We start from the raw sequence: 17,549 nt of genomic DNA, 5'->3' as shown, positions 1-17,549 counted from the left end.
GCTCGGCGAGAGCGGCCGGCTCGTCATCCGCCCGTCGGGCACCGAGCCGGTGATCCGCGTGATGGCCGAGGGCGACGATCGCGACCTCGTCGAGCAGCTCGAGCAGTGCCGTACGCAGCGCAGGGGCGGTGACGTCCTCGGTGTCGATCCGTCGGGCGACGCCGAGTTCGACCAGACGGTCGGCGTTCATGAACTGGTCGACCGCCTGCGGGACGGCGACCATGGGGACGCCTGCCATCAGACCCTCGCTGCTGCCGCCCATCCCGGCGTGGGTGACGAACGCGTCGGCCTGGGCGAGGACGGCGCGCTGCGGCAGCCAGGAGTGGACCTCGACGTTGCTGGGGAGGTCGCCGAGGTCGGCCGGGTCGAGCTGGGTGCCGATCGACATCACGACGTGCCAGCCGGGGAGGGCGGCGTACGCCTCGACGCAGGCGCGGAAGAAGTCCGCGTCGGCGGTGTAGGCGGAGCCGAGGGAGACCAGCAGAACGTGATCGGCGTCGGCGGGACGGGTCCAGGTCTCGTCGGAGTCGAGCGCGAAGCACGGTCCGACGAAGGTGACGACCTCCTCATCGACCTTGTCGGCGTTGGGCTGCATCGCCCGCGGGATGAGGGCGAGGGCCCGCTTCGGTGCCCCGGCGAACGTCTCCGGGTCGCGCGTGCTCGCCTCGGCGTCCGCGAGCCAGGCCCCGAACCGGTCCAGGTAGCCGTCGTAGCCCGGCAGCTGCCGCACCTGGGCACCGACCTCCTCGGCGTACCCGTCCCAGGCGACGAACGTCGGCGAGAGCTGCACGAACGGACGCTGCTGCTTCTCCGCGAGAGCCCGGGCGGCATAGCCGCCGATGTCGTAGAGGTAGAGGTCGGCCGGCTCGGCTCCGTAGAACGCCTCCAGATGCGGGAGCACCTGGATGGCGTCGTCGAGGAAGACGCGCATCCCGGCGACCGGGTCCTCGGGCCAGAGCCGGTCCTCGACGGGCAGCACCGTCGGCACCGGAACCAGCTCGGCCCCGGTCGGCTTGATCGCGTCGGACATCGACTCGTGGGTGGCGTACGTGACCCGGTGGCCGCGCGCGACCAGCTCCTTGATCAGCTCGAGACTCGGCAGGAGATGGCTGATCGCGGGGGAGGCGACCATGGCGATGTGGCGCGGCAGCGACCGCTGCGGTGAAGTAGTCATGACACCGTCGGACGCTATCGGCCCGTCAGGGGCGGACGCGACCTAGTTTTGCGTCAACCTTCGCTCACCCGCCCGTCGCGCTCTGTTCACCGCCCGTGAGCCGTGGCTCGTGTGTCTCGTCAGTTTCGACGGTTACCGTCGCCTGCGTGTCTGTTCCTCGGGTCTCCATGTCCCAATCCACGATCTGCGTCCTGCTGCTGGGTGTGCTCGGCTTCGCGATGAGCGCCCAGGTGGCGATCGCGATGCCGGCCCTGTTCAAGGCCGACGAGCGGGCCCATGCGGCGTACGCGGTGGCGCTGTCCCAGGGGACGCTGCCGACGATCGACACCGACATCCCCGACGACCCGGCTCGCTACCCGCAGCTGGCCGAGAGCCTCTTCGGGGCCGATGAGGCCCACCGCGACATCTGGGTCGCCAACCACCCGCCGCTGTTCTACGCGATGAGCCTGCCGCTCGTCTGGCTCGGCGACGCCGTCGGCTCGCCAGGCCTGACGCTGCTCGGGATGCGCCTGCTGAATGCGCTCGGTTTCGCCCTGACCACGATCTTGGTCGGCCTGTTGGCGCGCGAGCTGGTGCCACGACGCCCGGCCGTGCCGGTGATCGCCTCGGCGATGTGCATCGGCTGCGGCGCGATGACCTTCGTGGGCGGCGGCATCTACAACGACGGCTGGGGATCGGCGGCGGCGTTCATGACGCTCTACCTCGGGTTCCGGATGATCCGCCAGGGCGTGACGCGCGAGCGCGTGATCGCCGCGGCCGCGGTCGGCGTCGCCGCCGCCGGGTTCCGCTCGACCGGCCTGGTCGCGGTCCTCTTCCTCGGTGCCTGCGTGCTGGTGGCGATGTGGCTGCGAGAGCCGTCGCTGCGTACGTTCCTGCGCGGTACGTTCTGGCGCGCTGTCGGGATCGCGGCGTGCATCGGGATGGCGCCGGTGGCCGTGTTCGGCTGGTTCTACGTGCGCAACATCCAGATCTACGGTGACCCGACCGCGTCGAGCTCGCTCTTCGAGAAGTTCGGGCGCGAGCCCAACGGCACCACGCTGTTCCAGCTGGTCAACCCGGAGTTCTACGGCCACCTGCTCGGCAGCCTGTGGACCGACGGCAACATCGCCAACACCTGGAGCCAGGCGGCCGTCATCGTGCTGACGCTGACCCTGATCGGCCTGGTGCTCGATGCCGCCGCGAAGGCCAACCCGCGCCGTACGGGAGTCCTGCGGCGCATCCGGCTCGCGCCGCAGAGCACGATGCAGCACCGCCAGGACCTGGCCATCTGGGCGCTCCTGGGTGGCTACTGCCTGCTGATCCTGGTCAACGTCGCCGGGTTCATCGCCGGTGGCGGCTGGATCCACGCCCGCTACGCGGTGCCGTTCCTGCCGTTCCTCGCCGCCGGCGCCGGGATCGCCGCGCTGCGCCTGGGGCGGCTCCTGCCGCTGCGGGTCATCTCGACAGGCTCGCGCACCGGCGTCACCGCGATCGACGAGGCGCGCGACCTGCGCATCGGCCTGGGGGTCTCGCTTGCCTTCGTGGTCGTCGGCCTGGTGTGCCACCTCGACACCGAGCAGTACGTCGACGGACCGGTCAGCAGCACCTTCGCGCTCGTCGCCCTGGTGGCCGCCGACCTGGTGATGTTCGCGGTCGCCGCGTACGTCGCCACCGAGCTTCGTCGGCGCATGCGGCCGGGCACCTTCGACGCTCCCCGCACTCTCGCCGCTCCTGTGACCGAGATCGCGCGTCCACGACAGGACGCTCGTACGCCCACGGGCCTGTAGGCAAAGTAGCCTCTCTATGTGAACGAGCACGATCCCCAGCAGACAACACGAGCATGGGTCGTGTGGGGTATCGCCCTCGCGGTCTACGGCTTGGCCGTCTTCCACCGCAGCAGCCTCGCGGTGGCCGGTCTGGTGGCGACGGAGCGCTTCGGGATCGGTGCCGGGCAGCTGGCGACCTTCGTCATGCTGCAGCTGCTCGTCTATGCCCTCATGCAGGTGCCGGTCGGGCTGCTGGTCGACCGGTTCGGCTCGCGTACGGTCCTCTCCGCCGGCGCCCTGATCCTGGCGGTCGCTCAGATCGGGTTCGCGTTCGCGGACTCCTACGCGCTGGCCCTGCTCGCGCGTACGTTCGTGGGGATGGGCGACGCGATGACGTTCATCTGCGTGCTGCGCCTGGTGCCGTCGTGGTTCCCGGCCCGCAAGGTGCCGCTGGTCAGCCAGCTGACCGGCACCGTCGGACAGCTGGGCGCGATCGCGGCCGCGGTCCCGATGACGTGGGCGCTCGGCCATCTCGGCTGGACCCGGGCCTACCTCACGGCCGCGTTGCTCGGCCCGGTGCTTCTCGTGCTGCTGCGCCTATTCGTCCACGACGGACCCGGCGACCGACACCGCCGAGGCACCACCCTCAAGCCGCGCGAGCTCGGCCGGAGCCTGATGGCGTCCTGGTACCAGCCGGGCACCCGCCTCGGCTTCTGGATCCACTTCTCCACCCCGTTCAGCTCCCACCTGATGGGGCTGCTGTGGGGCTTCCCGTTCCTGGTGACCTCCGAAGGGCTCTCCGACACCCTCGCCGGCGCGCTGCTCTCAGTCACCGTCGTCGCCGCCCTGGCCGCGGGTCCGGTGATGGGCATCCTCGCCGGACGCCACCCGTGGCACCGCTCGACGGTGGCGCTGACGATGATCGCCGCCCTGGTCTCGGTGTGGACGCTCGTGCTCGCCTGGCCGGGCGAGGCGCCGCTGCCGGTGCTGCTGCTCCTGATGGCCGTGGTCGGCTTCGGCGGACCCGCCTCGATGATCGGCTTCGACGTCGGCCGCACCAGCAACCCGCCCGCGCGGATGGCGAGCGCCAGCGGGATCATCAACCAGGGCGGCTTCGTAGCAGCGCTGCTGGTGATCGTGCTGGTCGGCTGGATCCTCGACTGGCGTACGCCGGGGGCCTCGACCTCCTACACGCCGGAGGCGTTCCGCTGGGCGATGTCGGTGCAGTACCTGTTCTGGGGCCTCGGGGTGGTGCAGATCTGGCGTCACCGGCGCGACGTGCGGCGGCGTACGACCAGGGAGCAGGTCGCCTCCGGCTCCTCGATGGTCGCCGACCGAGGCTCGGTCCGATAGCGAGCGAAGAGTTTTCGCCCACTCGTCACCTGAGCGCAAACCACGACGGCGGCTGAACGGCATCTGGGCCCACTAGCTTGTCGAGGTGCTCACGCCCTCGCGCTCGCTCTCCCAGGTGACCGTATGCCTGCTCCTGCTCGGGGTGCTCGGCTTCGCGATGAGTGCGCAGTTCGCGATCGGGATGCCGGCGCTGCTGAAGGCCGACGAGAAGCAGCACGCGGCCTACGCCATCGTGCTGTCCCAGGGCGTCCTGCCCACGATCGACACGAACACACCGGCCGACCCGGTGCGCTACCCGCAGTTCGCCGAGGCGCTCTTCGGTCTCGACGAGCCGCGCCGCGACATCTGGGTCGCCAACCACCCGCCGCTGTTCTACGTGATGAGCCTGCCGATGGTCTGGCTCGGCGACGCCGTCGGCAACGTCGGGGTGACCCTGCTCGGGATGCGGCTGCTCAACGCCCTCGGCTACGCGCTGAGCATCATCCTGGTCGGGCTGCTGGCGCGCGAGCTGGTGCCCAGACGCCGGGTGGTCCCGGTGCTCTCCGCGGCGATGGTGCTCGGCTGCGGTGCGGTGACCTACGACGGCGGCGCGATCTACAACGACGGCTGGGGCACGGTCGCCGCCTCGCTGACCCTGCTGCTCGGCTTCCGGATGGTCCGCGAGGGCGTCACCCGGGACCGGCTGATCTGGGCGACGGTCGCCGGCGTCGCGGCGGCCAGCTTCCGCTCGACCGGCCTGGTGGCGGTGCTCGTGCTGGGTGCCTGCGTGCTGGCCGCGCTGTGGCTGCGCGACCCGACGCTGCGTACGTTCCGTCGGGGGGTGCTCCTGGCGATCCGGATCGGGCTGGCGCCGGTGGTGGTGATCGGCTGGTTCTACGTACGCAACATCGTGCTCTACGGCGACGCGACCGCCTCCGCGGCGCTCTTCGAGAAGTTCTCCCGCCAGACCCACGGCGACACGCTCTTCCAGCTGGTCAACCCGGAGCTCTACCTGCACCTCTACGGGTCGCTGTGGGCCGACGATGTGATCCCGAAGATCTGGATCGTGGCCGCCGCGGCGACCCTGGCCGTCACGGTCACCGGCATGGTGCTCGACGTCAACGCGAAGGCCCGGCCGAGGCCGGACGGGGTGATGCGCCGTGTCGTGATCCCCGGGCCGGAGCCGACCGTCCTGGAGCGCCGCCTGGAGGTGGCGGTGCGGGTGCTGATGGGGATCTACTGCGTGATCATCATCGTCAACCTGGCCTCGTTCCACGCCGGCGGTGGTTGGATCCACGCCCGCTACGCGGTGCCGTTCCTGCCGGTGATCGCGGCGCTGACCTCGCTCGCGATCCTGCGGGTCGGCCGCCACTGGGTGCGTGGCGTCGACGAAGAGGGAGTGGACCTGCGCATCACCCTCTACGCCGGCGTCGGGTTCATCGTCTCGGCGATGGTCGCCCACCTCCACATCCAGCAGCGGATCGACGGACCGGCCGACGCCTCCTGGCTGTTCGCGCTGATCGCAGCCGACCTGGTGATGTTCGCCGTCGCCGCCTACGTCACCGCGCAGCTGCGCCGCCGCCTGCGGCCGGACGGCGAACTCTTCGCCCGCCGGTCACCTCGCGACCAACCGCGCGTCGCCCAGGTGAGCCACTGACCCGTGATCGTGGTCGCCGCCCACCCCCACGTCAAGGAGCTTCTGTGGTTGACATCGATCGTCGTCGGTTCCTAGGTCTCGCCGGCGGTGCAGCCGCGCTGACCATGCTCGATCAGAGCATCGCGCGAGCCGCCTCCATCCCCGCCGCCCGACGGACCGGCACCATCCGGGACATCGAGCACGTGGTCGTCCTGATGCAGGAGAACCGCAGCTTCGAGCACTACCTGGGCACCCTGCGCGGCGTACGCGGCTTCGGTGACCCGCACCCGGCGATCCTGCCCTCGGGCAACCCGGTCTGGCACCAGCCCAACGGCGACAGCGAACTGCTCCCGTTCCACCCCGAGGTCGACGACCTGGGCGCGGCCTTCCTCGAGGGTCTCCCGCACAGCTGGACCGACGGCCAGCAGGCCATCAACGGCGGTCGCTACGACCAGTGGGTCCCGGCCAAGGGCACCACCACGATGGCGTACCTCCAGCGGCAGGACGCCGCGTTCCACTTCGCGCTCGCCGACGCGTTCACGGTGTGCGACGCCTACTACTGCTCCTTCATCGGCAACACCGACCCCAACCGCTACTACATGCTCTCGGGCTGGACCGGCAACGACGGCAAGGGCGGCGGCCCGGTGCTCTACAACGACGAGGCCGGCTACGACTGGACCACCTACGCCGAGCGGCTCGAGAAGGCCGGGGTCAGCTGGAAGGTCTACCAGGACGAGGGCACCGGCCTCAACGCCGAGGGCGACAACTGGTGGGGCTGGACCAAGGACGCCTACATCGGCAACTACGGCGACAACTCGCTGCTCTACTTCAACAGGTTCCAGGACGCCCAGCCCGGAGACCCGCTCTTCGAGAAGGCCCGCACCGGCACCCGCGCGGTCGACGGCCAGGACTACTTCGAGATCCTGCGCACCGACGTCGAGGCCGACAAGCTGCCCTCGGTCAGCTGGATCGCGGCGCCGGAGGCGTTCTCCGAGCACTCGAACTGGCCGACCAACTACGGCGCCTGGTACATCGCCAAGGTCCTCGACGCGCTCACCTCCAACCCCGAGGTGTGGGCCAAGACCGCGCTCTTCATCACCTACGACGAGAACGACGGCTTCTTCGACCACCTGGTGCCGCCGCACATCAACAGCCCGCTGGTGCCGGGGGAGTCCACCGTCTCGACGGAGAACGAGCTCTACACCGGCTCGCACGGCGACGGCCACTACGGTCTCGGGCCGCGGGTGCCGATGTTCGTCGTCTCCCCGTGGAGCGTCGGCGGCTGGGTCTCCTCGGAGACCTTCGACCACACCTCGATCCTGCGGTTCATGGAGGAGCGCTTCGGTGTAGCCGAGCCCAACATCACGTCCTGGCGTCGCGCCGTGTGTGGTGACCTGACCTCGGCCTTCGACTTCTCCCGCACCTCCGAGCCGCCCGTGCTCCCCGACACGAGCGGGTGGGAGCCCGCCGACCGCGAGCGCCACCCGGACTACGCCCCGGAGGCGCCGGCGAACGGGATGATGCCGACGCAGGAGGGCGGCACCCGTCCGGCTCGCCCGACTCCCTACCGGCTCGAGGTCGTCGAGACCGCCGCCGTCGGGGAGATCGCCGTCGAGATCCACAACACCGGCAGCGTCGGCGCCCACTTCCAGGCTCGGCTGCTCACCCCGGAGGGCGCGCCGCACAGCTACACCGTCGGCGCCGGTGACACCGTCTCGGTGCGCTGGCCGGTCAGCGGCGACTACGAGATCCACCTGCACGGGCCCAACGGGTTCTTCCGCTCCTACGCCGGTACTGCGGGCGCCGACCCCGCGCCCGCCAACCTCCGGCGCGATGGCCGCTCGCAGCGGCTCACCGTGACCGCGCCCGGCAAGGCCGAGATCACCAGCGCGTACTCCGGCAAGATCCGCTCCCGCCACCTGGACACCCGCGCCACCGGGGGCTGGTACGACCTGACCCTGACCGTCCCGGGCACCACCTGGGTACGCGGGTTCGCGGGCCACCTGGAAACCGGACGTCCCTCTGTGAGCGACCCGCAGCTTGGCGCTTAGGAGGGATCGCTGGGCCGGTCCTTCTCGGACTGGGCCGGCGGGTCGAGGATCGGGGCAGCAGTCTCGGGGGCTGCCTCGACCTCGGCCTTGGCTGCCTTCTTCGCGGCCTTCTTCGCGGCCTTCTTCTCGAGGCGGTGCACCTCGCGCTGGATGATCGCCTCGCGGCGTACGCCGGTGCCGACCAGGTTCACGACCAGGAAGAGCATCGGATAGATCGGCCACGGATGCCCGTCGGGGGCTGCGGTGAACACCCAGATGCCCCAGGTGATGAGGCTGACCATCAAGAAGGTGGCGACCGCTTCCTGGAGCTCCTTGCGGTAGGCAGCCGCACCCTGCTCGCGGAACCTGAGGGTCTCGGGGAGGTTCGCTCCGGGCTCGTCGGCAGCGGGCTCGGCGACCACGAGATCGTCCACGAGCGCGGGCAGCTCACCGAGCGTACGAGCCTCGAGGAGGGTGCCGACCCTCTCCTCGTGCTCCTCGCGGGTCAGTCGGCCGTCGGCGAAGGCATCGGTCAGAACGGCGCGTACAACCTCCCGATCGGCATCGGAGGCGCGCATACGTGCGTTGTCGGCCTGCCTCGGGTCGAGGCGGAACCCGGTCCAGAAACCCTCCACACCACCAGCCTAGACGCCAAGCCCGACACCGTCTGTTGAAGCGCCTGCATTAGAGTGACTCGCGCTGGCTACCTGCTAGTATAGAACACGTTCTAGTTTTGCTCTGCCTAGGTTTGAGGGAGGTGGCGGATGCGGATCGCTCTGCTGTCGTATCGCAGCAAGCCGCACGTCGGCGGTCAAGGCGTCTATATCCGCCATCTGAGTCGGGAGCTCGCCAAGCTCGGGCACACGGTCGAGGTCTTCTCCGGTCAGCCCTATCCCGAGCTCGACCTCGTGGGGGAGGGCGTGACCCTCACCAAGGTGCCGAGCCTGGGTCTCTACGAGGAGCCCAACCCGTTCGGCAACCCGAAGCTCTCCGAGCTGCGCGACCTGGTCGACGTCGAGGAGTGGGCCCGGATGCGCACCGGCGCGTTCCCCGAGCCGCTGACCTTCGCCAAGCGCGTCCTGAAGGTGCTGAAGGAGCGGAAGGACGACTTCGACATCGTCCACGACAACCAGACCCTGGCCACGCCGCTGCTGAGCATCGAGCCCGAGCTCGGCGTGCCGCTGGTGACCACGATCCACCACCCGATCTCCTTCGACCGCCGCATCGAGCTGGACAGCGCTCAGGGCTGGAAGAAGAAGTTCGGCGTCTGGCGCTGGTACTCGTTCGTGAAGATGCAGGCGAAGGTCGCCTCGCAGCTGCGGCACGTGATCACGCCCTCGGACAATTCCAAGCGCGACATCCTCACCGACTTCGGCGTCCCCTCCGAGCGGGTGCAGACCGTGCACCTCGGCGTACCGGAGGAGTTCGTCCCGCCGACCGGGCCCCGCATCCCCGGCCGGATCCTGGCCATGGCCAGCGCCGACGCCCCGCTGAAGGGCATCGCCTTCCTGCTCGAGGCCTTTGCCAAGCTGCGTACCGAACGTGATCTCGAGCTGGTCCTGGTCTCCAAGCCCAAGAAGGGCGGTCCGACCGAGCAGCTGATCGAGAAGCTCGCGATCAAGGACCACGTACGTTTCGTCAACGGCATCTCCGACGCCGAGCTCGTCGAGCTGATGGGCTCCGCGGAGATCGCCTGCGTGCCCTCGCTCTACGAGGGGTTCTCGTTGCCCACCGCCGAGCTGATGGCGTGCGGCACCCCGCTCGTCGTCTCCCGCGCCGGCGCGATCCCCGAGGTCGTCGGCCCCGACGACCTGTGCGCGAAACAGGTCACCCCGGGAGAGACCGAGGAGCTCGAGCAGGCCATCGCGGCACTGCTCGACGACCCCGAGCGCCGGGCCCGCTACTCGGCCGCCGGGCGCGCCCGGGTCGAGGAGCATTTCTCCTGGCACGCCGTCGCCGAGCGGATGACAGCCCTCTATCAGCAGTCCATCGACGAGTTCCACACAGACGAGAGGAAGTGAGCCGTGCTCACCGTTGACTTCGACCGCCTTGGCCTTCAGCCGGGAGAGCGCGTGCTCGACATGGGTGCCGGCGGTGGCCGGCACGCCTTCGAGATGTACCGCCGCGGCGCCGACGTGATCGCGTTCGACCAGGACGCCGAGGAGCTGGCCAAGGTCAGCGACTGGTTCTTCGCGATGCGCGACGAGGTCCCCGAGGGCGCGAACGCGGAGGTCAAGGAGGGCGACGCCCTGTCGCTGCCCTTCGCCGACGGCGAGTTCGACCGGATCGTCGCCGCCGAGGTGCTCGAGCACATCCACCGCGACGTCGACGCGATCAAGGAGCTCGTCCGGGTGCTGCGTCCCGGTGGCACCCTGGCCATCTCGGTGCCGCGCTGGCTGCCCGAGGTCGTCAACTGGAAGCTCTCCGAGGACTACCACAACACCGCCGGCGGCCACATCCGCATCTACACCGACCACGAGCTCATCGACAAGGTCACCAAGGCCGGCCGGCCCAACGACGGCACCCCCGGTGAGGCGATGATCTTCGAGGGCAAGTCCTACGCCCACGGCCTGCACGCGCCCTACTGGTGGCTGAAGTCCGCCGTCGGCGTCGACAACGACAAGCACGTCCTGGTGAAGGCGTACCACCAGATCCTGGTCTGGGAGATCATGAAGAACCCGCTGCCGCTGCGCCTCGCCGGGAAGGTCCTAGACCCGATGATCGGCAAGAGCATGGTTCTCTACTTCCGCAAGCCGGGCCCGATCGCCACCGACCCCACCTCGGCTGCCTGATTCGCGGATGAGAGTCGAGATCCCGTACGTCGACGGGGTGCTGACCCCTGCCCAGATCGTCGCCACGGCCGGGTCGATCGCCCGCGCCCAGGAGGCGTCGGGCGCGATCCCGTGGGTCCCTGGTCAGCACACCGACATCTGGAACCACGTCGAGGCGGCCATGGGCCTGCTCGTCGGTGGCCTGGTGGAGGAGGCCGAGGCAGCGTACGACTGGATCCCGTCGCTGCAGAACGGCGACGGGTCCTGGCCGATGAAGATCGTCGCCGGCTCACCGGTGGAGTCGATCGGCGAGTCCAACATGTCGGCGTACTTCGCGGTCGGGCTCTGGCACCACTGGCTGATCCGCCGCGACCGGGCGTTCGTCGAGCGGCTGTGGCCCTCGGTGCGCGCCGGGCTCGACTTCGTGGTCGGGCTGCAGCTGCCCTTCGGTGGGATCGCCTGGACCCCGCGCGACCCGTTCGCCCTGCTCACCGGCTCGTCATCGATCTACCAGTCGCTGCGCGCCGGTGTCGCCCTGGCCGACCTGATGGACGACCCGCAGCCTGAGTGGGAGATCGTCGGCGGCCGGCTCGGTCACGCGCTGCGCCACCACCGCGACTCGTTCGAGGACAAGTCGCACCACTCGATGGACTGGTACTACCCGGTCCTCGGCGGCGCCGTCGTCGGTGCCGACGGCCTCGATCTCATCGAGTCGCGCTGGGACCATTTCGTACGCCCCGGCCTCGGCGCCCTCTGCGTCGACACCAACCCGTGGGTGACCGGCGCGGAGACCTGCGAGCTGGCGATGGCGCTCGACAACATCGGCGACCACCGCCGCGCCCTCCGGCTGCTGACCGAGATGCAGCACATGCGCGCCGACGACGGCGGCTACTGGACCGGCTGGGTCTACGAGTCGCCCGACTACCCCAACCCCAACCCCAACGCCTACTGGCCCGAGGAGCACTCCACCTTCACCGCCGCCGCCGTCATCCTGGCCGCTGACGCGCTGGGGGAGCGCTACGGCGGGTCCACCCCCGGCTCCGCCATCATGCGCGGCACCTCCCTCGCCGCTCCGTTCGAGGAGCTGGCGCTGGAGTGTGGGTGCGAGACGAGTTCGGCTGGGATACCCGGTTAACCGGGTATTCCTGCACTTCTCTGGCAATGCAACACCCGAGAAGTGCAGGAATACCCTGATCGATGTGACTCCTGTGGCGCTTGGGGTCAGCTCAGCCGACGCAGGACCCGCAGGGATCCGATCGCGTCGATCTCCTCGAACTGCTTCGAGGCGAGCGCGGGGAGGTAGATCTCCTCGTACGGTGGCCGGCCACCCTCGGCCGGGTCTGGGAACACATCATGGACCAGCAGAAGCCCACCGGGCATCACCTTCGGCGCCCAGCCGCGGTAGTCCAGTTGCGCGGGCTCCACACCGTGGCCGCCGTCGATGAACAGCAGCGAGACCGGCGTCGTCCACCACCGGCTCACGGTCGTCGAGGCGCCGATCACCGCGACCACCTCGTCCTCGAGGCCGGCCTGCTCGATCGTGCGCCGGAAGGTCGGCAGCGTGTCCAGCCGCCCGGTGCGCTCATCGACCAGGGTCGTGTCGTGGTGCTCCCACCCCGCCTGGTTCTCCTCGCTGCCGTGGTGATGGTCGACGGTGAACACCGTGCCCCCGGTCAGCTTCGCCGCGGCGCCGAGATAGACCGACGACTTCCCGCAGTAGGTCCCGATCTCGACGGCCGGCCCGTGGGGCAGACGCTCCACGGCGTACTCGAACAGCGCCATGCCCTCCTCGGGAGGCATGAACCCCGTAGCGTCGAGAGCGTGCTTCAGCAGTTCCGCGGGCATCTCAGGCGTAGACACCCGGGCACCTTAGCCGAGTGGTGAGCGGTCCGCGTCGAGTGGTCATCAACCAGGGGTCACGGCGAGAATCCCGCCATGAGCAGATCCTCCGCCGGGCACTCGGTGATCGTCGTCCCGGTGCCCGAGCTGGAGGCGTACGTCCTGGAGCGGACGCGCCACTATGACGACTCGTTCGTCTCCGCGGACCCCACGTTCGTGCACGCGCACATCACGCTGCTCGCACCGTTTCTGGCCCCGCCCACCTCGGACGATCTGGAGCGGGTCGGGAAGATCGCTGCCGCCGCAGCCGCGTTCGACTTCCGACTGGACGACGTACGCGTCTTCGCCGGCGGCACGATCTATCTGCATCCCGATCCCGCGGAGCCGTTCGCAGCGCTGACCGCCGAACTGAGCGCGGCGTTTCCGCAGTGCCCGCCCTACGACGGCCTCTTCGAACCGGTGCCGCACCTGACCGTCGACCACATCGCCGGGGGAGTGGACCTCGACTCGACACGTACGTCCCTGGCGCCGTTCCTCCCCGCGAGATGTCACGCGGACCGGGTCAGCCTGCAGTGGTACGCGAACCACGCCTGCCGCACCATCGCCGAGTGGCCGCTGGGCGGAGCCCCGTGTCAGGGCCTCGGTACGGACATCGTCTGCACCACGTAGCCGATGACGACCAGCATCGTCAGGCTGCTGATGGCGATGCCGGCGACCGCGGCCCAGCGGCCGCGACGCTTGTCGTCGGCGGTGCGGGCCAGGCCGATGATGCCGAGGATGAAGCCGAGCGGGCCGCACATCAACACGCTGGCGAGCAGCGACGCGACCGAGACGGCGTCGAGCGGCACGGCGTAGAGCGACCAGGCGTTGGCCGGCTTGTCCGCGGACGCCGCGGTCTGCTGCTGCGGAGCCACCGGCTGAGGGTTCGCGGGCTGAGGGTTCGGGGGCTGCGGCGCGGCGGGCTGGGCCTTCATCGTCTGCTGCCCGGCGGGCTGTGCAGGAGGCGGCTCCGTCACGGTGCGAGGAGGCTTCGGCGCCGGGGTCCGCTGTCGCGAGGACAGCGCGGCGTTCGCCGCGCGGGCTTGGCGCGTGGCCTGCCGCAGCCGGTTGGCCGACGGGCGCACGCGGGCGGCCGGAGGAACCGGGGCCGGTGAGCTGCCCCCGGGCGCCGGGGCGGGCCGCGGAGTCGCGGCACCCCACTCAGCCCGCCAGCGCCGGTCGCGGCTGAGCGGCGGAGAAGGAGAAGCAGACGCCTTGCCCGGAGCCCCCGAGGCAGCGGCCTTACGGCGGCGCCGGGCGAGCTCCTCGTCGAGGGTGGCCCTGGCAACGGGGTCGAGCAGCACGTCGCGCGCCCGGTTGATGCGCATCATCAGCTCGCCGTCGGCGGCACGACCCCCACGGTCGGGATGAAACTGCTTGGCGAGCTCACGATGGCGAGCTCGGACGGCCGCGTCGTCCGCGTCCGGACCGATTTCGAGCACGGCATAGGCGTCGATGAACTTCCCGCTCACTCAACGCCCCCCACGCACAGTCCTTCGGTTGTCGGCCTCGCCCCCGGGCTCATCCACACCTGGCGCATAAATCCCAGAGCAGTGAAATCCTAGAGCAGTTGCGGCGAGATGCTGGTTTCGCCACGGGAAATTGATCGAGGGCCGCCCGATTGGGCGGCCCTCGATGGTGGAGCGGACGACGAGGCTCGAACTCGCGACCTCAACCTTGGCAAGGTTGCGCTCTACCAACTGAGCTACGTCCGCTTGCGAGAAGAACAGTAGCGGATGTGGTCCGTTCACCTCCAACTGGGGTCCCGCGTGTCACGCACCCTCTTCCGGCACATCGGGAGATGCCGTACGCCGCTCGATCTGCTCCACCAGCTGCGCGACCTGGGCCTGGTGTGCCGCCCGCAGGTCCTCGAGGCGTTCGCTCGCATGGGCACGTTCGCGATCGAGCTCGGCGCGGGTGGCATCGCGATCCGCCTTCGCCGCTGCCTCGCTTCCGCGAAGGTCGGCCACCTGGTCCCGCAGGGCGTCGATCTGCTCGCGGGCGGCGTCGCGCTGCGTACGCAGCCCGGAGATCGTCGCCTCCGCACTCGCCGCAGCTTTCTCGGCGGCCTTCTTCTCCGCGATCAGCTGCTCCTGGAGCCGTGCCGTCGCCTTCTCGGCGTGGTCGGCACGCGCGGTCTCGCTCCGACGGCGTTGCACGGCCGAGGCGTGCTCGGCCTGCAGCTTCTCGAGCTTCTCGGCCAGGGCTTCGCGCGCCGAGGCTGTCTCCTCGAGACGCTTCTCGAGCGTGCCGATCGTCGCGGAGGCGGTCTTCGCCGCGGCTGCCGCGTCGGACTCTGCTCTCTCCCGCGCGGCCTGGGCGGCCTGACGGGACTCCTCGGCCGCGGTCCTGGCGGACAGCGCCTCCCGCAGGATCTCGGCAGAGCGCTCCGACTCATCCAACGCCTCCGCCGCAGCGGCATCTGCCTCGTCGCGCTCCGCCTCGGCCGTACGCTGCGCCTGCTCGGCGCGGACGGCGCGAGCGCTCGCGGCGGCGATCTGCTCCTGTGCCTCGCTCTGCACGGTCGCGATCTGGGCCTCGGCAGCGGTCAGGTCGCCGAGCGTACGCAGCTCCTCCAGCGCCTTCGGGAGCTGGTCGAGGAACCTGTCGGCGAGCTGGGTCAGCTGGGTGGTGATCTCGGCTGCCCGTTGCTGAGCCGCCTGCACCGGTCGCGCGGTCTCCTCGGGATCCCGTGTCGCGACGAGTCGCTGCAGGCGTTTCCGTTCGCGCCAGGCCGCGGCTCGGTTGTGGGTGGGGTCGTCGCAGTACTCCGGCGGCCGGCCGCTTCCGTTCTCCGACGCGGCCGCGGGCAGCGGGCAGCCGGGGAAGCGGCAGAGCTTCTCGTCGACTATCGTTTCCGTCATTACGTCAGCATAGCGTGACGAAAGACGTAACGAATACTCAATGTACGTCAAATGAGATCCCCGCGAGACACACAACATAACCGGCATTATGATGTGTGCCGTGAGCGCTCTCGAGAACAGTCCGCAGACCCCCTCCGCAGACCTGGCCGTGACGGAATCCGTCAGAGAGCTGTTCCTCGAAGACCTCAGGGAACTGCCCCACGAAAAACGTGCCGAGGCGCTCGCCAGAAGGTTCCTGCTCTCGTACGCGGGGCACACCCGCGCTGCGTACGGACGAGACCTCACCGACTGGTTCGGCTGGTGCGCGGCCCTGGAGATCGACCCGCTCGCCGCCAACCGGGCGATGGTCGACGGCTACGCCCGCCACTTGGAGACACGGCGGAGCCCGGCGACGATCGCGCGACGGCTCTCCGCTATCGCCGGCTTCTACCGCTACGGCGTCGCGGAGGACGTCCTCAGCGCCTCACCGGCCGAGCACATCAAGCGCCCCAAGACCAGCAACGACTCCCAGACCCTGGGCATGGACAGGGGTGAGGCGCGCGCCTTCCTCGCCGCCGCGCGGGACCACTCCAGCCGCGCCGCCGCGCTGGTGACCCTCCTGCTCCACGACGGCCTGCGCATCTCCGAGGCCCTGGGCGCCGACGTGACCGACCTCAGCCACTCCCGCGGCCATCGCATCCTGACGATCACCCGCAAGGGCGGTGCCCGGCGCGACGTCGTCCTCAACCCGGCGACCTCACAGGCGCTCGACGCCTACCTCGACGCCCGCGCCGACGGCCCGGTCTTCATCACCGCCACCGGCAACCGCTGGCACCGCTCCGAGGCCTTTCGACTCATCCGCAAACTCGGCGCCTCGGCCGGCATCGAGCACGGCGACAAGCTCTCCCCGCACAGCCTCCGCCACACCTTCGTCACCCTGGCCCGCGAGGCCGGCGTACCTCTCGAGGACGTCCAGGACGCCGCCGGCCACGCCGACCCCCGTACCACCCGCCGCTACGACCGCGGCCGCCACAACCTCGACCGCCACCCCGCCTACGCCTTGGGCGCCTTCCTCGCCGACTGAGGGCCCGAGAGCTAGTCGGCCGGAGCGGGCTCCGGCGTCAGCGAGTCGAGGAGATCGCGTACGCCGGGGATGCTGGCATCCGCAGCGATGACCCGCTCCAGGTCCTTGCGGGCCATGCCCTTCTTCCCCTGGGCGACGTAGACCTGCGCCCGTTCCAGGTACGCAGCGAGCCGGAGCTCCGCCGGCCGCGACCGCGGTTGCAACGCCTCGCGCAAGGCCTCCAGAGCTGCCTCGAGCAGCCCGGTCTGCCGCAGCGCCGCGGCCCGCTGGACCATGAGGAAGGTCGACGCCTCGTCCTCGTTGACCAAGGCGTTGGTCACCTCGATGACGTCGTCGAAGCGGCCGGCGTCGATGTAGAGCTCGGCCAGGGAGACCGCCGCGATGGTGGTGGGCTCCAGACCCTCGGCGACATCGATCGCCCTGTCGAGGTCTCCGCCCGCCTGGAGGGCCTCGACCAGCAGCAGGTCCAGGATCTCCTGGGAGAGCGGCAGCGCCACATCGACCCCGGCGGCGATGTGCACGGAGACCTCGCCCCCGGCGGCGTACGTCGCGATGAACGCGTCGTCCTCGACCTTCCGCCCCACCGACCGCAGCCAGGAGAGGTCGTCGCGCACCCTCGCCATGTCGCCGCCCGGGTGCGCGACCAGGATCGAGTCGAGCACCACCGCCGACGGCCGGGCGTCGTCGTAGCGCTCCCCGATCCCGGCGATCCGGTCATAGCGCTTCTCAGCAAGCGCCCGGAACAGCTTCTTCTCCCAGGCGGGCGAGAAGAACCCCGGCTCCGGCGCCGCCGGAGAAGACACCGCTGGAGCAGCCTCCGACCCACCGCGCATCTTCGCCCTGATCCGCTTGACCGAGGTCGTCTTCACGTAGTGGACGCCGCTCCCCGGCAGATCGACCGTGCCGGTGACCCGGCGCTTGGAGTGCACGTTGAGGCTGAAACCCTTCGGCCCCAGCGTCGTGGAGACCCCGTGCGGGGTCACGGTCAGCTTGATCCCGGGCAGGATCTTGATCTGCTTGCGGATGCGGAAACCCACGCGTCGTTCCTTCGCTCTC

14 protein-coding genes, 1 tRNA gene and 1 pseudogene are annotated in these 17,549 nt (G+C 70.0%); 9 read left to right on the top strand and 7 right to left on the bottom strand.

The window, feature by feature from the left end; genetic code table 11:
- Positions 1-133 precede the first annotated feature (133 nt).
- Positions 134-1,132: pseudogene (locus ABZU72_RS17250) on the bottom strand (macrolide family glycosyltransferase); the annotation flags it as partial.
- Positions 1,133-1,320: 188 nt separating this feature from the next.
- Between ABZU72_RS17250 and ABZU72_RS17245 the strand changes: the two are divergent.
- The 4 genes from ABZU72_RS17245 (at position 1,321) to ABZU72_RS17230 (ending at position 7,938) form a co-directional block, all read left to right on the top strand.
- Positions 1,321-2,940, top strand: a complete 1,620-nt coding sequence (locus ABZU72_RS17245) for a hypothetical protein (protein WP_355020056.1) — start codon at positions 1,321-1,323, stop codon at positions 2,938-2,940.
- An 18-nt stretch (positions 2,941-2,958) separates the two neighbouring features.
- Positions 2,959-4,272: an MFS transporter gene (locus ABZU72_RS17240; RefSeq protein WP_355020055.1), complete on the top strand. Its 1,314-nt coding sequence runs from the start codon at positions 2,959-2,961 to the stop codon at positions 4,270-4,272.
- An 85-nt stretch (positions 4,273-4,357) separates the two neighbouring features.
- On the top strand, positions 4,358-5,908 hold the full coding sequence (locus tag ABZU72_RS17235; protein ID WP_355020054.1) for a hypothetical protein: 1,551 nt from the start codon (positions 4,358-4,360) through the stop codon (positions 5,906-5,908).
- A 44-nt stretch (positions 5,909-5,952) separates the two neighbouring features.
- Positions 5,953-7,938, top strand: a complete 1,986-nt coding sequence (locus ABZU72_RS17230) for a phosphocholine-specific phospholipase C (RefSeq protein ID WP_355020053.1) — start codon at positions 5,953-5,955, stop codon at positions 7,936-7,938.
- Here the strand turns inward: ABZU72_RS17230 and ABZU72_RS17225 are convergent.
- Positions 7,935-8,552 (bottom strand): DUF1707 domain-containing protein, encoded by a 618-nt coding sequence (locus ABZU72_RS17225; protein ID WP_355020052.1) that lies wholly within the window; start codon positions 8,550-8,552, stop codon positions 7,935-7,937. The genes ABZU72_RS17230 and ABZU72_RS17225 overlap by 4 nt on opposite strands.
- A gap of 129 nt (positions 8,553-8,681) precedes the next feature.
- Between ABZU72_RS17225 and ABZU72_RS17220 the strand changes: the two genes are divergently transcribed.
- From ABZU72_RS17220 to ABZU72_RS17210, 3 genes are read left to right on the top strand one after another with little or no spacing between them, the layout of a single operon-like run.
- Entirely contained in the window at positions 8,682-9,938 is a 1,257-nt protein-coding gene (locus tag ABZU72_RS17220; RefSeq protein ID WP_355020051.1) for a glycosyltransferase family 4 protein, read from the top strand.
- Positions 9,939-9,941: 3 nt separating this feature from the next.
- Positions 9,942-10,709, top strand: a complete 768-nt coding sequence (locus ABZU72_RS17215; protein ID WP_355020050.1) for a class I SAM-dependent methyltransferase — start codon at positions 9,942-9,944, stop codon at positions 10,707-10,709.
- A gap of 7 nt (positions 10,710-10,716) precedes the next feature.
- Positions 10,717-11,823, top strand: a complete 1,107-nt coding sequence (locus ABZU72_RS17210; protein ID WP_355020049.1) for a prenyltransferase — start codon at positions 10,717-10,719, stop codon at positions 11,821-11,823.
- Between the two features lie 86 nt (positions 11,824-11,909).
- On the opposite strand, the gene ABZU72_RS17205 is transcribed toward ABZU72_RS17210, so the two are convergent.
- A complete protein-coding gene (locus ABZU72_RS17205; protein WP_355020048.1) occupies positions 11,910-12,548 on the bottom strand; it encodes a class I SAM-dependent methyltransferase in 639 nt (212 codons plus the stop codon).
- 75 nt (positions 12,549-12,623) lie between these two features.
- Between ABZU72_RS17205 and ABZU72_RS17200 the strand changes: the two genes are divergently transcribed.
- On the top strand, positions 12,624-13,196 hold the full coding sequence (locus ABZU72_RS17200; protein WP_355020047.1) for a 2'-5' RNA ligase family protein: 573 nt from the start codon (positions 12,624-12,626) through the stop codon (positions 13,194-13,196).
- Here ABZU72_RS17200 and ABZU72_RS17195 read toward each other — a convergent pair.
- From ABZU72_RS17195 to ABZU72_RS17185, 3 genes are all read right to left on the bottom strand, one after another.
- Complete coding sequence (locus tag ABZU72_RS17195) at positions 13,160-14,038, bottom strand: DnaJ domain-containing protein (protein ID WP_355020046.1); 879 nt, start codon at positions 14,036-14,038, stop codon at positions 13,160-13,162. The two genes, ABZU72_RS17200 and ABZU72_RS17195, sit on opposite strands and share 37 nt — an antisense overlap.
- Positions 14,039-14,205: 167 nt before the next feature.
- Positions 14,206-14,281 (bottom strand) — tRNA-Gly (locus ABZU72_RS17190).
- A gap of 57 nt (positions 14,282-14,338) precedes the next feature.
- On the bottom strand, positions 14,339-15,430 hold the full coding sequence (locus tag ABZU72_RS17185; protein WP_355020045.1) for a hypothetical protein: 1,092 nt from the start codon (positions 15,428-15,430) through the stop codon (positions 14,339-14,341).
- A gap of 100 nt (positions 15,431-15,530) precedes the next feature.
- On the opposite strand from ABZU72_RS17185, the gene ABZU72_RS17180 reads away from it, so the two are divergent.
- Entirely contained in the window at positions 15,531-16,493 is a 963-nt protein-coding gene (locus ABZU72_RS17180) for a tyrosine-type recombinase/integrase (protein WP_355020044.1), read from the top strand.
- Positions 16,494-16,504: 11 nt separating this feature from the next.
- On the opposite strand, the gene ABZU72_RS17175 is transcribed toward ABZU72_RS17180, so the two are convergent.
- Positions 16,505-17,530: a DUF4236 domain-containing protein gene (locus ABZU72_RS17175; protein WP_355020043.1), complete on the bottom strand. Its 1,026-nt coding sequence runs from the start codon at positions 17,528-17,530 to the stop codon at positions 16,505-16,507.
- Positions 17,531-17,549 lie beyond the last annotated feature (19 nt).

Source organism: Nocardioides sp. NPDC004968, assembly GCF_040608935.1.
Taxonomy (GTDB): Bacteria; Actinomycetota; Actinomycetes; order Propionibacteriales; family Nocardioidaceae; genus Nocardioides.
The sequence above is the reverse complement of the archived record's forward strand: the minus strand, read 5'-3'. Positions and strand labels throughout refer to the sequence as shown.